The organism is Acinetobacter guerrae (assembly GCF_009372255.1).
GTDB lineage: Bacteria > Pseudomonadota > Gammaproteobacteria > Pseudomonadales > Moraxellaceae > Acinetobacter > Acinetobacter guerrae.
In genome coordinates this window covers 279,791-293,439 of sequence record NZ_LXGN01000005.1, presented here as the reverse complement: position 1 = coordinate 293,439, position 13,649 = coordinate 279,791, and the positions used below count along the sequence as shown (strand labels likewise).

At 41.4% G+C, this 13,649-nt stretch carries 11 protein-coding genes; 7 read left to right on the top strand and 4 right to left on the bottom strand.

Going from position 1 to position 13,649, the window contains the following annotated elements; all coding sequences use genetic code 11:
* Positions 1–14: 14 nt before the first annotated feature.
* The 3 genes from A7A69_RS05205 to A7A69_RS05195 form a co-directional block, all read right to left on the bottom strand.
* Positions 15–293, bottom strand: coding sequence for a hypothetical protein (locus tag A7A69_RS05205; RefSeq protein ID WP_151981174.1), 279 nt, complete (start codon positions 291–293; stop codon positions 15–17).
* A gap of 163 nt (positions 294–456) precedes the next feature.
* Positions 457–2,592 carry a 3-hydroxyacyl-CoA dehydrogenase NAD-binding domain-containing protein gene (locus A7A69_RS05200; RefSeq protein WP_152876482.1) on the bottom strand — a complete coding sequence of 712 codons (2,136 nt, stop codon included), beginning with the start codon at positions 2,590–2,592 and terminating at the stop codon, positions 457–459.
* A gap of 146 nt (positions 2,593–2,738) precedes the next feature.
* The gene (locus A7A69_RS05195; protein WP_152876481.1) at positions 2,739–3,944 is read right to left on the bottom strand and encodes an acetyl-CoA C-acetyltransferase; all 1,206 of its coding nucleotides are present in this window, start codon (positions 3,942–3,944) and stop codon (positions 2,739–2,741) included.
* A 185-nt stretch (positions 3,945–4,129) separates the two neighbouring features.
* Here A7A69_RS05195 and A7A69_RS05190 point away from each other — a divergent pair, with 185 nt between their 5' ends.
* Positions 4,130–4,675 (top strand): shikimate kinase, encoded by a 546-nt coding sequence (locus A7A69_RS05190; protein WP_152876480.1) that lies wholly within the window; start codon positions 4,130–4,132, stop codon positions 4,673–4,675.
* The gene (locus A7A69_RS05185; RefSeq protein WP_152876479.1) at positions 4,668–5,090 is read left to right on the top strand and encodes an NUDIX hydrolase; all 423 of its coding nucleotides are present in this window, start codon (positions 4,668–4,670) and stop codon (positions 5,088–5,090) included. Before A7A69_RS05190 ends, A7A69_RS05185 begins: the two co-directional genes overlap by 8 nt.
* A 54-nt stretch (positions 5,091–5,144) precedes the next feature.
* Here the strand turns inward: A7A69_RS05185 and A7A69_RS05180 are convergent, their stop codons facing one another.
* A complete protein-coding gene (locus tag A7A69_RS05180; protein ID WP_120370915.1) occupies positions 5,145–6,155 on the bottom strand; it encodes an AraC family transcriptional regulator in 1,011 nt (336 codons plus the stop codon).
* 211 nt (positions 6,156–6,366) lie between these two features.
* On the opposite strand from A7A69_RS05180, the gene A7A69_RS05175 reads away from it, so the two are divergent.
* From A7A69_RS05175 to A7A69_RS05155, 5 genes are all read left to right on the top strand, one after another.
* The gene (locus A7A69_RS05175; RefSeq protein WP_152876478.1) at positions 6,367–7,485 is read left to right on the top strand and encodes a CaiB/BaiF CoA transferase family protein; all 1,119 of its coding nucleotides are present in this window, start codon (positions 6,367–6,369) and stop codon (positions 7,483–7,485) included.
* Positions 7,486–7,610: 125 nt separating this feature from the next.
* Positions 7,611–8,849 carry a carbohydrate porin gene (locus A7A69_RS05170; protein ID WP_151981167.1) on the top strand — a complete coding sequence of 413 codons (1,239 nt, stop codon included), beginning with the start codon at positions 7,611–7,613 and terminating at the stop codon, positions 8,847–8,849.
* Between the two features lie 37 nt (positions 8,850–8,886).
* Positions 8,887–11,292, top strand: a complete 2,406-nt coding sequence (locus A7A69_RS05165) for a glucose/quinate/shikimate family membrane-bound PQQ-dependent dehydrogenase (RefSeq protein ID WP_152876477.1) — start codon at positions 8,887–8,889, stop codon at positions 11,290–11,292.
* A 180-nt stretch (positions 11,293–11,472) separates the two neighbouring features.
* Positions 11,473–13,116 (top strand): nitrite/sulfite reductase, encoded by a 1,644-nt coding sequence (locus A7A69_RS05160; protein ID WP_152876476.1) that lies wholly within the window; start codon positions 11,473–11,475, stop codon positions 13,114–13,116.
* Entirely contained in the window at positions 13,109–13,594 is a 486-nt protein-coding gene (locus tag A7A69_RS05155) for a DUF934 domain-containing protein (protein WP_151981165.1), read from the top strand. Before A7A69_RS05160 ends, A7A69_RS05155 begins: the two co-directional genes overlap by 8 nt.
* Positions 13,595–13,649 lie beyond the last annotated feature (55 nt).

Sequence of the window (13,649 nt, the reverse complement as noted above, 5' to 3'; positions counted from 1 at the left end):
GACATTTTCCAGACTTATTGACTATGTTGTTGATGTTGCGAATGTTCATCCGCCTGCGCTGACTGTTGAGTCGTTGCTTCATGGTCTTGCTGATTTTCAGGCGCTTGCTGAGGTGTTGTTTTGAGCTGGTAATGGCCTTTTTTAGCTTCCTGATTGGGCATATAGTCAGGTTCACTAGACATGGCTAAATATAAAAAAGTAAAAAAAATCGTGGTAATCGCTGCCACAATGATAATAAATTTCCAGCCTAAAGCTGTTGATTCCGAATCATTGCCAGAAGATGATTTACTCATAAATGAGTCCAACCGTCAAAATAAACAAAGAAAAATAAGTGGTTGTTATAGCATAAAATTCAAAAAAAGAGAGAATTTAAATATAAAGTATAATAAATACAATAATATAAAAAACGCACACCAGATTTAAATCTGGTGTGCGTTGTGATGAGCAAGCATATGTTTAGTGAATGATGTCACTCTTTTGTGCTTTGTCTTTCAATAACTGCGGTGGATTGAAACGTTCACCATATTTTTCAGCGAGTTGTTCGGCACGTTGTAGTGACTTTTCAAGTCCGTTTTGATTAAGGAATTGAATCGCACCACCTGTCCACGGAGCAAAACCAATGCCAAAAATTGAACCGACATTGGCATCAACAACAGACTCTAAAACGCCTTCTTCATAACAGCGCAAAGTATCTAATGCTTGAACAAACAGGAAGCGATCAATCATGTCCTGCTCAGAAATATCATGGTCTTTGGCCCAACGGCTGAGTCCATCCCATAAATGTTTTTTTCCATTTTCAGGATATTCATAAAAACCTGCACCTGCCGCTTTGCCTTTACGATTGAGCTCATGAATCATGCTATACACGACCTCATCCACAGGAGTTTTTGGCAGATCTTTGCCTTCAGCTTGTAACGCTTTGCGTGTTTCACTGGCAACATGTTCAGTTAAGCTTAGAGATACTTCATCTTGAATCGCCAGTGGGCCAACGGGCATACCTGCTTTCAATGCTGCCATTTCAATTTTGGCTGGATGCACACCTTCAGCAAGTAAACGCATGCCTTCCTGAATAAATGTGCCAAATACACGGCTAGTAAAGAAGCCGCGACTGTCATTCACCACAATTGGGGTTTTGGCAATTTGCTGAACAAAATCGTAAGCCTTTGCTAAGGTCTCAGCAGAGGTTTGTTTGCCTTTAATGATTTCAACCAATTGCATTTTATCGACTGGGCTAAAAAAATGTAAACCAATGAAATTTTTGGCATCTTTACTGGCTGTCGCAAGGCCAGTGATGGGTAAAGTCGAAGTATTTGATGCAAAGATTCCACCTTGAGCCAAATATTGTTCAGCTTCTTGTGTAACTTTGGCTTTAAGTTCTTGATTCTCAAATACCGCTTCAATGATTAGATCACAGCCTTGTAGATCAGTTGCATTGGCCGTTGCGGTAATTAAAGACAGGATTTGATCACGTTTTTCAGCGGTCATGCGGCCTTGTGAAACACGTTTGTCGAGTAACTTTTGCGAATAAGCTTTGCCTTTTTCCGCATTTTCAACTGATACATCTTTAAGGACGACAGGAATGCCTTTGATCGCAGTTGAATAGGCAATACCTGCACCCATCATTCCTGCACCTAAAACGCCAACTTTGGTTGCTTGCCATTTTGCAATATCGTCAGGGCGACTTGCACCTGACTTAATAGCATTAAGACCATGCCAGAATGTACCAATCATATTCTTGGAAATCTGACCCACGGTCAGTTGCGTGAAATAGCGTGATTCGATACGCAAAGCCGTATCCACATCCACCTGTGCACCTTCAACTGCCGCAGCCATAATTGCTTCAGGGGCAGGGTAGCAACCTTTGGTTTTGTCGCGCAACATCGCTGGTGCAATCGCAAGCACTTGTGCCACCGCAGGGGTTTTCGGATCACCCCCCGGAATCTTGTAGCCTTTGACATCAAAAGGTTGCTGGCTTTTTGGATTGGCTTTCACCCATGCAATGGCTTTATCTAATAGCTCTTGGTCATTTTCAGCCGTGTCATGCACCAAACCAAGAGATTTTGCCTTATCCACGCCAAATTGCTTACCTTCCATTAAGAATGGAAATGCATTTTGTAAACCGAGCAGACGTACCATACGAACGATACCACCACCACCTGGTAGCAGACCTAAAGTGACTTCAGGTAAACCAAACTTGGTTTTAGGGTCGTTGATTGCAATGCGGTAATGGCAACCTAAAGCAATTTCCCAACCACCGCCTAATGCAGTACCATTCAGCGCAGCTACAACAGGAACGCCTAATGTCTCAATCGTGCGTAGGTCACCTTTGAGTTTTTCAATCATCTTGAAAAATTCAGTGGCATGTTCAGGTTGAACCTGAATAAGTTCGTCCAAATCACCGCCTGCAAAAAACGTTTTCTTGGCTGAGCGGAAAATAATACCTTTGAGATCAGTTTCAGCTTTGAGCTTTTGGCTGACTTCATCTAGTGAATCACGAAATTCTGCATTCATGGTATTCGCAGATTGACCCGATGAATCAAGGGTAAGAATTACAATATTGTCAGCGTTTTTTTCGTATTTAATAGCGCTCATACATCATCGTCCTAAATTTATTTCTTAAAAACGCTGGCGAAGCAGAGCTTGCGAGGCAGAAATATTTGAAAAAAGCGCAGTTTACGATGTGTAAATGAGCATTTTTGAAAGTGTTTCCAACGTAGCAAGATCAATGCAGCCAGTTTTTATACCAACTCAATGATGGTGGCAATCCCCATCCCACCACCCACACATAATGTGGCTAAACCGCGTTTCTTGCCTTGACGCTCTAACTCGTCTAGCAAAGTGCCTAAAATCATGGCACCCGTTGCACCCAATGGATGTCCCATCGCAATTGCGCCGCCGTTGACGTTGACTTTATCGCTTGGAACGTTCAGTTCATTGATAAAACGCATTACTACGGCAGCAAAAGCTTCATTGACTTCAAATAGGTCGATGTCATCAATGGTTAAGCCTGCTTTTTCCAATGCTTTACGTGCAGCAGGCGCAGGACCTGTGAGCATGATGGTTGGATCTGTACCGACCAATGCTGTTGCAAGCACTTTGGCACGTGGTTTTAGGCCTTGTTCTTTGACTGCTTTTTCAGAGGCCAATAACACCACAGCAGCACCATCAACAATCCCTGATGAGTTGCCTGCATGGTGAACGTGATTAATTTTTTGAGCCTCTGGATATTTCTGTAAAGCAACCGCATCGAAACCCATTTGTCCCATCATTTCAAAGCTGGCATTAAGTTTTGCCAAGCCTTCAACTGTGGTAGAACCTCTAATAAATTCATCTTTTTCTAAAATCATGACACCTGAATGATCTTTGACAGGGACAACTGATTGATCAAAGTAACCCTTTATTTGTGCAGTCGCAGCTTTTTGTTGTGAACTGACAGCAAAAGCATCTACATCTGCTCGACTATACCCATCTAAAGTTGCAATCAAGTCTGCACCCACGCCTTGCGGTACAAAGGAGGATTTTAAATTGGTCTCAGGATCAAGCGCCCATGGACCGCCATCAGATCCCATCGGGATGCGTGACATGGATTCAACCCCACCAGCAACGACCAAATCTTCCCAACCTGAACGGACTTTTTGAGCTGCTAAATTTACTGCTTCTAAGCCTGAGGCGCAGAAACGATTGATTTGAACCCCTGCAACATCATCATTCCAGCCTGCGGCAATTGCTGCGGTTTTTGCAATATCACCACCCTGATCGCCTATAGGGGTCACGCAGCCCAAAACAATATCATCAACTTTTGAGGTATCAAATTGATGACGCTGTTGTAGCTCATGAAGTAATGTCGTGACCAAAGTAATGGGTTTGACTTCGTAGAGTGAGCCATCCTTTTTCCCTTTCCCGCGTGGAGTACGAATGGCATCGATGATATAAGCCTCGCTCATCATTCTTCCTTTTATGACCTTAAATATTTTTATAAATTGAGTGTAATTGATTTTAGACCCAACACAATGACGATAAGGTCATCTGGTGGATGATGATTTTTGCCAATGCTTTGTCTGCTATAGAAACTTGATCAAGTATCGCTTGATGCGTAAACTATGCAGCCATAAAAAAACAATCTATTTGTATGAAATTTATTAATATTATTGGCACGACAGGTTCAGGTAAATCTACACTTGCCCGAAAATTGGCTCAAAAACGAAAATTACATTATATTGAATTGGATAATTTACTTTGGCTAGATAATTGGCAAGAATCCTCCAATGAGGAATTTTTTTGCAAATTAAAATCGAGTATAAATGCGGCTTCAGAAGGCTGGGTGATTGATAATCTTTATACCCGAAGTATTGATATGATTTTGACACAAGCCGATACGGTTATTTGGCTAGATTATGCATTTCATATTAATTTTTTCAGGCTGACTAAACGTACCTTATGGCGTGCGATCAGTCGAAAAACATTATGGGAAAACTCCAATAACAAAGAAAGTTGGAAAATAATGTTTTCTAAAAAATCAATTTTCCTATGGATGTTGCAAAAATATCCTCAAAATAAACGAAGATATCTCGCCATGATGCAAAACCCTGACTATCAACATATTCAATTTATTCGACTCACTTCGCCTCAGCAGACAAAAGAATTCTTAAACCGAGTAGGGTTATGTAATGGCTAATATTAAAGCAAAAGCCTTGTGTATTTTCCGATATGAGAATAAATCTTTGCTTTCTTTTGGATATGATCCAAGCATAAATAAGCATTATCTAAGACCGATTGGAGGTGGTATTGAATTTGGAGAAACCTCCTTACAAGCAATAGAAAGAGAAGTGCTTGAAGAAATTAATCAACAAATTATCCATCCAAAACTTTTAGGCGTATTGGAAAATTTATTTAGTTTTAATGGTCAGCAAGGGCATGAAGTTGTTTTTGTGTATGAAGCAGAGTTTGTTGATCCAACATTATATAGCCAGACTGAAATACGCGGGTATGAAACGGATGGTTCAACTTATATTGCTCAATGGATGACTTTACAGCAGCTTGCTTCGGAACAATATCCTGTCTATCCAAAAGGAATAGAGCAATGGCTGTGAGTAAATAGACAGCCTAATCTTTAGACTGTCTATTTATTATTAGAATTCTAAACCTTAATGATATCCGTGCAACTGACGATATAAGCCTGGCGTAACCCCAGTCCATTTTTTAAATGCACGGTGGAAGGTACTGGTTTCACTAAAACCGACTTGCTGCGCAACATCTTCAAGGGTCAGGTCTGGGTTCAGTAACAAGTGAATGGCGGCATCACGACGCAATGCATCTTTGACACCTTGGTAACTCTTACCTTCCGCAGCTAGACGACGACGTAAGGTTTGTGGTGAGAGGTACAGCATAGAGGCAACATCATTCAATGTTGGCATTTCCTCACCAATCTGACTTTTAAGGACATCACGAATACGTGAGGTGAGTGAGTTGGTATTTTTAAATTTCACTAAAAGCTGTGCAGGTGCAGCTTTTAAGAATTCTTCCAAGGTATTTTCATTTTGGCGAATAGGTAAATCGAGATAATCTGCTGCAAAGGTAATTTCGGTACGTGGCATATCAAATTGCATGACAGGGGCGAAAAATAATGCGTCGTATTCATCTGCATGTGCAGGTCGAGGATAACCAAAATGAACACGTTCAAGTGGCAGACGACGTTCGATCAACCATGAAGCCAAACCATGCCAAATCATCAGCATGCTTTCGGTAATAAAATGATCGGGATCAAGGCTTTTAGGAATCATCGGAACCAAGCGCGCTTCATGTTTGTCGCGTTCTAAAGTTACAGACCACTCATCACCAAAAAGTTTATAAAATTGAGAAGATAAATCTAGCGCTTCGCCCAATGTCTTTGCATGAATAATCAACTGACACATAATGGCAAAAGTGCCTAAACGGCGTGGTTGAACATCAAAGCCAACATGTTCATCCTGAGTGACCATCCAGAGCATTTTGATGAAACGTGTATATTGTTCTGGCGAAATACGCGCTTTGGGTTGACGTAACAATTCTGCTTCAATTCCAACGTGAGAAAGCAGGGTTTCGACATCCATGCCTAGGCGTTTAACACCAGTCAAAGCCGCATTCACGAAATGGATACTAATGGTATCGCGACTCATGTTAAATCCTTCAGTCTCTTTTATGTTCACTTTTGATTGACCTAAATGACTCTAAAAAATGTTCAATTGGCGATTTACAACAACTGTAAATCACTTTTTACATGTTAAATTGCCGAAATGATCAAGGTAAATGGCTGAACATGACATTGTTTTGATTCTTTTATATCCCTAAGATGACTAAAAACACAATAGTTTTAGGATGAAAATAACGATGACAACGGCATTAAACGGACTGAAAATACTGGATTTTTCAACATTGTTACCTGGGCCATTTGCTACGATGTATCTGGCAGATATGGGGGCAGAAGTGATTCATGTCGAATCACCAACCCGTCCCGATCTGGTTCGGATTATGCCACCTTATGCTAATGGTCAGGCGACATCGCATAGCTATCTCAATCGTAATAAACAGTCTATTGCACTAGACCTGAAAGATCCTGCCAGTATTGAATTGATCAAATCTCGTATTTCAGAATTTGATATCGTGGTTGAACAGTTTCGCCCTAGTGTGATGCAACGTCTTGGTTTGGATTATGCCACTCTGTCAGCAATCAACCCCCGTTTGATCTATTGCTCCATTACAGGTTATGGACAAACGGGTAGTTATAAAGATCGGGCTGGTCATGACATTAACTATTTAGCACTGTCAGGCATTATGGGGCATAGTGGGCGGTTACAGAGCGGGCCACCGCCTTTGGGCATTCAGATTGCCGATGTTGCAGGCGGTTCGTTACATGCAGTGATTGGTATTTTGGCAGCTGTGGTAGAGCGAAGTCAAAGTGGACAAGGGCAATATATTGATATTTCCATGACGGATTGCGTGGTTGGACTCAATAGTATGGCAGCTTCGGCGAGTCTTGCAGCAGATGTCGCACAGCAGCCTGAACAGAGTACTTTAAATGGCGGCAGTTTTTATGATTATTATCTCACCAAAGATGGACGCTATGTTTCGGTAGGCAGTCTTGAACCACAATTTATGACAGGACTTGCGGCGGCACTAGATTTACCAATTTTATTAGAAAAAGGTGCTTCATTTCATCCAGAAGATCGACAATTGGTTAAACAAGCATTGGCAGATCAATTTAAAACCCAAGATTATGCGCATTGGCATCATGTATTTGCTGGGCTAGATGTCTGTGTTGAACCTGTCCTAAGTTTAGAAGAGGCATTACATACTCCACTTGCGGTCGAGCGTGGTTGGGTTGTCGATGTTCCATTGTCCGAACAACTTGATAAAACCGAGCCTCAATTGGGCTGTCCGATTAAGTTTTCAAGATCAAAACTGCGCTACGATTTTATTGGACAAGGGTTAGGTCAGGGTCAATGGTGAGGAATTAAGCAGCACTATTATTTATAAATGTGATTTTAATCAATAAATTAACATTTTGAATAAATTCTTATGATTTAATTTAGCGTAACCTTTTAAGTACAAACTTAAAAAAAGGTTACGTAAACATGACAATTAATTCATCTTTAGTTGTTTCTTGTTTATCTGTCTTAACATTAAGTATTTTCCAAACCTCGCATGCTGCTTCCGCTTTTGATTCTTCAAGTCCGTGGATGTTTGGTGACTGGAATGGAAAACGTACTGAGTTACAGCAACAAGGATATGACTTTAGTTTTGGTTATACGGGCGAATTGGCAAATGTTCTGGATTCAAAAAAAACCTCGAATCACGGTACAGAATATGCCGATCAGTTTTCGTTGGGCACTCATCTTGACTTAAGTAAAATAGCGGGTTGGGATGATACTGAAGCACAAATCACCATAACTGAACGTAATGGACATTCACTTTCTCAAACTTCGTCGGCTTTAGATGGTCATCTAAGTTCAACACAAGAAATTTGGGGACGTGGTCAAACTTGGCGTTTAACCGACCTCTGGATTAAAAAGAAATTTTTTGATCAGGCGTTGGATATCAAAGTTGGTCGTTTTGGTGAGGGCGAAGACTTTAATAGTTTCGACTGCGATTTTCAAAACCTTGCTTTATGTGGTTCGCAAGTGGGTAACTGGGTCGGCGATCAATGGTATAACTGGCCAGTGAGTCAGTGGGCATTACGCGTTAAATACAATTGGCAGCCCGATTTATATACTCAAATTGGGGTATATGAATATAATCCAGAAAATTTGGAGCGCGGTAAAGGTTTTAACCTGAGTACCGATGGTTCACATGGCGCGATTATTCCTGCTGAGGTGGTTTGGTCTCCTAAATTGGGTACACAAGCACTCAATGGAGAATACCGTCTGGGCTATTATTACAGTACTGCGGATGCCGCAGAAATTAATAATCCGCAACAAACTTCACATAAACAGGGTGGCTGGTTGGTTGCCAAACAACAGCTTACTCGAGTGAATGATCAATCAGATCGCGGTCTCAGCGGTTTTATTAACCTAACGCTGCATGATTCGGATACCAATACGGTTAAAAATATGCAAAATATCGGCCTCGTTTATAAAGGGCCATTTGAGCAACGTCCACAAGATGATGTCGCAATTGGTTTTGCGCGTATTGAGGTGAACGGTGATTTAGATACCAATCAGGATGAAGAATATAATACTGAGCTTTATTACGGTATTCATGCCAATAATTGGTTAACAATTCGTCCAAATATTCAATACGTACGCCATGTAGGTGCCTATAAAAATGGCGATAACACATGGGTTGGCGGCATTAAATTGCAAACAGCTTTTTAATTTCTATATAAAAAACACAAATGAATAGGGTGGTATTATGACTCAACCATCTTCACACTCAGGGCTCAGAACCTTTACCGTTATTATTGCAATGGTATTTGGGCTTGTCCTGCTCGCTGGAGGTCTCTGGCTTACCTTTTTAGGTGGGTCTTTCTATTATGTAGTAATAGGACTATTGTTTATTGCCTTTGCAATTTTGCTTGGCAAGCGTTCTGTTTCAGCAATCTGGTTATATGCAGCACTCATGCTGGGTACAACTATCTGGGCGATATGGGAAGTCGGAACAGACTTCTGGGCACTTGCACCACGTTTAGATATTTTAGGGTTATTCGGTTTGTGGTTGCTTATTCCAGCCATTACCCGCGGTATGGTCAATGTTGCGCCAAGCAAGATTGTATTGTCTTCAACACTGGTCATTGCCATTGCGGTGATGGTGTATTCGATTTTTAATGATCCACAGGAAATTAATGGTGTCATTCAAAATCAACAACCTGCAACTGCTCAAAAAGTGGATGGTGTGGCTGAACAAGACTGGCCAGCTTATGGGCGTACCCAAGCAGGTGTTCGTTATTCACCACTCAATCAAATTAATGAACAAAATGTTAAAGATTTAAAAGTTGCTTGGACATTCCGTACTGGCGATTTAAAAAGTGGCAATGACTCTGGAGAAACGACCAATCAGGTCACGCCAATCAAAATTGGCAATGACATGTATATGTGTACGACACATCAATGGTTGATTGCTTTAGATCCTGCAACAGGTAAAGAAAAATGGCGCTTTGATCCAAAACTTAAAGCAGATAAAAGCTACCAGCATTTAACTTGTCGTGGCGTTTCTTATTTTGATGCAGCAAATACCGATGGTTTTGCGACCAGTTTGCAAAACAAAACATCGAGTTCAACTGAATGTCCACGTAAGATCATTTTACCAGTCAATGATGGTCGTTTGGTTGCTGTCAATGCAGACACGGGTAAAGCATGTTCTGACTTCGGTACGAATGGTCAGGTTGATCTTCAAAAAGATATGCCTTATGCCTATCCAGGTGGTTATAACCCAACTTCTCCACCAGTTGTCACAGGAACAACAATTGTTATTGCGGGTTCTGTCACCGATAACTACTCAAGCAAAGAGCCGTCTGGCGTAATTCGTGGTTATGATGTCAATACAGGCAAACTGCTTTGGGTATTTGATACAGGTGCAGAAGATCCAAATGCAATTCCTGCACCAGGTCAGACTTTTGTACATAACTCTCCAAATGCGTGGGCACCGCTTGCTTATGATGCCAAAGCAGATGTGGTTTTTGTTCCAACAGGTGTGGGTACGCCTGATATCTGGGGCGGTGATCGTACTGCGCTGAAAGAGCGTTATGCCAACTCTGTGTTGGCCATAAATGCTTCGACTGGGAAATTAATTTGGCATTTCCAAACCACACATCATGATTTGTGGGATATGGATGTACCATCACAACCAACATTGGCTGATGTAAAAGATAAATCAGGTCAAATGGTGCCTGCGGTATATGTCACCACCAAAACAGGTAATGTCTTTGTACTGGATCGCCGTGATGGTAAGGCGATCGTACCGATTACTGAACGTCCTGTACCACAAACCGTAAAACGTGGACCTCAAACCAAAGGCGAACATTATTCGGCAACACAGCCTTTCTCTGATCTAGATTTAGCACCACAAAACAAGCTCACAGATAAAGATATGTGGGGTGGTACGATGTTTGATCAACTGGTCTGCCGTATTCAATTTAAACGCTTAAATTATGATGGTATTTACACACCGCCATCTGAAAATGGTACGTTGGTATTCCCAGGTAATCTTGGCGTGTTTGAATGGGGTGGTATTTCAGTGAACCCTGACCGTCAGGTTGCGGTCATGAATCCAATTGGCTTGCCATTTGTGAGTCGTCTAATTCCAGAGGATCCAAGCCGTGCGGAAACAGCCAAAGGTGCGGGAACTGAACAAGGTGTTCAACCCATGTATGGTGTTCCATATGGTGTTGAAATCAGTGCGTTCCTTTCTCCAATTGGTTTGCCGTGTAAACAACCTGCTTGGGGCTATGTGGCTGGTGTGGATTTAAACACCCATCAAGTGGTATGGAAAAAACGGATTGGAACGATCCGTGACAGCTTGCCAAATCTGTTCCAGTTACCAGCAGTTAAAATTGGTGTGCCGGGTCTAGGTGGTTCGATTTCCACAGCAGGAAATGTCATGTTTGTGGGTGCAACTCAGGATAACTATTTACGTGCATTTAATGTGAGTAATGGTAAGAAACTCTGGGAAGCACGTTTGCCAGCAGGCGGACAGGCAACACCAATGACATATGAGATTAATGGTAAACAATATGTGGTGATTATGGCGGGTGGTCATGGTTCATTTGGCACCAAGATGGGCGACTATCTAGTGGCTTATGCTTTACCTGATACAAAGTAATCATTCTTATACCAAAATAAATGAAAAAGCTCAGATTGAATCTGGGCTTTTTCATTGAAATCAACTCATAAAATGTCTTATCAATAAAATCGTTATTAAATATCCAAAAAAAGCATTTTGTTGATGAATCAAAGCTCGTTATGCTATCCGCCTTTACAATGAATCTACTAGCCATACGCCATGTATTTATATACTGATTTCGATCAACAACTGGTCAATGAACGTGTTGCTCAGTTCCGTGATCAAACAGAACGCTATCTTGCTGGAAAGCTTACTGAAGATGAATACCGCCCATTGCGTCTGCAAAACGGTCTTTATGTACAACGTTACGCACCAATGCTTCGTATTGCTGTGCCGTATGGCTTAATGAACTCAAAACAATTACGTAAAATTGCCGAGATTTCGACGGAATATGACCGTGGCTATGCACACGTATCAACACGTCAGAATATTCAATTGAACTGGCCTGCGCTAGAAGATGTACCTGATATTCTAGCTGAATTGGCAACCGTACAGATGCATGCCATTCAAACCAGTGGTAACTGTATTCGTAACACCACTACTGACCAATACGCAGGCGTGGTCGCGGGAGAAATTGCAGATCCACGCCCAACGTGTGAGTTGATTCGTCAGTGGAGTACTTTCCATCCTGAGTTTGCGTTTTTACCACGTAAATTCAAGATCGCAGTGTCTGCATTGGAAGAAAAAGACCGCGCAGCAACCTCGTTTCATGATATTGGCGTATATATTGTCAAAAATGATGCAGGCGAAATTGGTTATAAAATCAAAGTGGGTGGTGGTTTAGGTCGTACCCCAGTCATCGGTAGCTTTATTCGTGAATTTTTGCCACGTGAAGATCTCATTGCGTATTTGGAAGCGGTATTGCGTGTGTATAACTTGCATGGTCGCCGTGATAATAAATATAAAGCGCGAATCAAGATTTTGGTGAAAGCGTTGACCCCCCAAGTGTTTGCTGAAAAAGTAGAAGCAGAATTTGCACATACTCGCGAGCCTCTAAAAATTCAGCCAGACATTTTGAAAAAACTGGATGAGGTGTTTACACCTTTTGATTATCAGAATCTTGATGATCAGGATTTCACAACATTATTTGCTGAATATCCAAAGTTTAAGCAGTGGTTTAATGTCAATACCAATGCACATAAAGTCAAAGGCTATCGTATTGTGACGATTAGCTTAAAACGTGCAGGGGTTGCGCCAGGTGACATGACCACAGAAGAGATGAATTTGATTGCTGATCTGGCAGACAAATATACGTTTGGCGAGTTTCGTACTACGCACGAACAAAATATTTCTTTAGTCGATGTTCCACAAAAAGATTTATTTGAATTATGGCAAACCCTTGAGCAGAACAACATGGCGCGCGCGCATATTGGTTTTCTGACCGATATTATTTGCTGCCCAGGGGGTGATTTCTGTTCATTAGCCAACGCTAAATCGATTCCAATTTCAGAAGCGATTACGCGTCGTTTTGAAGATTTAGATACCATTTATAATCTAGGTCAACTAGATTTAAATATCTCAGGTTGTATGAATGCATGTGGTCATCATCACGTGGGGAATATCGGGATTTTGGGTGTCGATAAAAAAGGTGCTGAATTCTATCAAATCACGTTAGGTGGAAACTCAGATCATGATGCTTCAATTGGTGACATTTTAGGACCATCATTTGCAGCAGAAGCAGTGCCTGATGTGATCGAAGAAATTTTGAATACCTATCTCGATTTGCGTACTGGCGAAGAACGCTTTATTGATACTTATCGTCGTGTCGGCATTCAACCATTTAAGGAGCGTGCATATGCTTAATCCAGCCTTACAGGTGCTGCTTAAAGATGGCACGATCGTAGATAATACCTATCAGTTGATTGGTGAGGATGGCACTATTCCTCAAGGCGATGTTGTTGTGACCACAGCGCAACTCGATCAACTGGAAAATATTCAGGGTAAAAAAGCGCTGTATATCACCGTTGATGATTCTCCTGAAACACACGAATTTCCGCTCAATGATTTTGATACCATTTTTATCGAGTTTGCGGGTTTCAATGATGGTCGTGGTTATTCCTTTGCTGCGCTGTTACGCCGTCAAGGTTATCAAGGCGAATTGCGTGCAGTAGGTGACATTTTTAAAGATGTCCTGAATTATTTAAAGCGCTCTGGCTTTGATAGTTTTGTGGTGAAAGAAGGTAAGGATATTCATGAGGCTGCGGCAGGTTTAAATGATTTTAAACATCCGTATCAGGCTTCAACTGCGGTGGTACAAGCGGAATATCAAACTGGCGCATAATTAAATCGGTAGGATTTGATGGAAAAGCTAAACTTCGGTTTGGCTTTTTTTGTTT

What these genes read in the sequence shown, in the direction of transcription:
- A7A69_RS05205 (WP_151981174.1), bottom strand. Translation starts at nt 293, where the DNA reads ATGAGTAAATCATCTTCTGGCAATGATTCGGAATCAACAGCTTTAGGC.
- A7A69_RS05200 (WP_152876482.1), bottom strand. Translation starts at nt 2,592, where the DNA reads ATGAGCGCTATTAAATACGAAAAAAACGCTGACAATATTGTAATTCTT.
- A7A69_RS05195 (WP_152876481.1), bottom strand. Translation starts at nt 3,944, where the DNA reads ATGAGCGAGGCTTATATCATCGATGCCATTCGTACTCCACGCGGGAAA.
- A7A69_RS05190 (WP_152876480.1), top strand. Translation starts at nt 4,130, where the DNA reads ATGAAATTTATTAATATTATTGGCACGACAGGTTCAGGTAAATCTACA.
- A7A69_RS05185 (WP_152876479.1), top strand. Translation starts at nt 4,668, where the DNA reads ATGGCTAATATTAAAGCAAAAGCCTTGTGTATTTTCCGATATGAGAAT.
- A7A69_RS05180 (WP_120370915.1), bottom strand. Translation starts at nt 6,155, where the DNA reads ATGAGTCGCGATACCATTAGTATCCATTTCGTGAATGCGGCTTTGACT.
- A7A69_RS05175 (WP_152876478.1), top strand. Translation starts at nt 6,367, where the DNA reads ATGACAACGGCATTAAACGGACTGAAAATACTGGATTTTTCAACATTG.
- A7A69_RS05170 (WP_151981167.1), top strand. Translation starts at nt 7,611, where the DNA reads ATGACAATTAATTCATCTTTAGTTGTTTCTTGTTTATCTGTCTTAACA.
- A7A69_RS05165 (WP_152876477.1), top strand. Translation starts at nt 8,887, where the DNA reads ATGACTCAACCATCTTCACACTCAGGGCTCAGAACCTTTACCGTTATT.
- A7A69_RS05160 (WP_152876476.1), top strand. Translation starts at nt 11,473, where the DNA reads ATGTATTTATATACTGATTTCGATCAACAACTGGTCAATGAACGTGTT.
- A7A69_RS05155 (WP_151981165.1), top strand. Translation starts at nt 13,109, where the DNA reads ATGCTTAATCCAGCCTTACAGGTGCTGCTTAAAGATGGCACGATCGTA.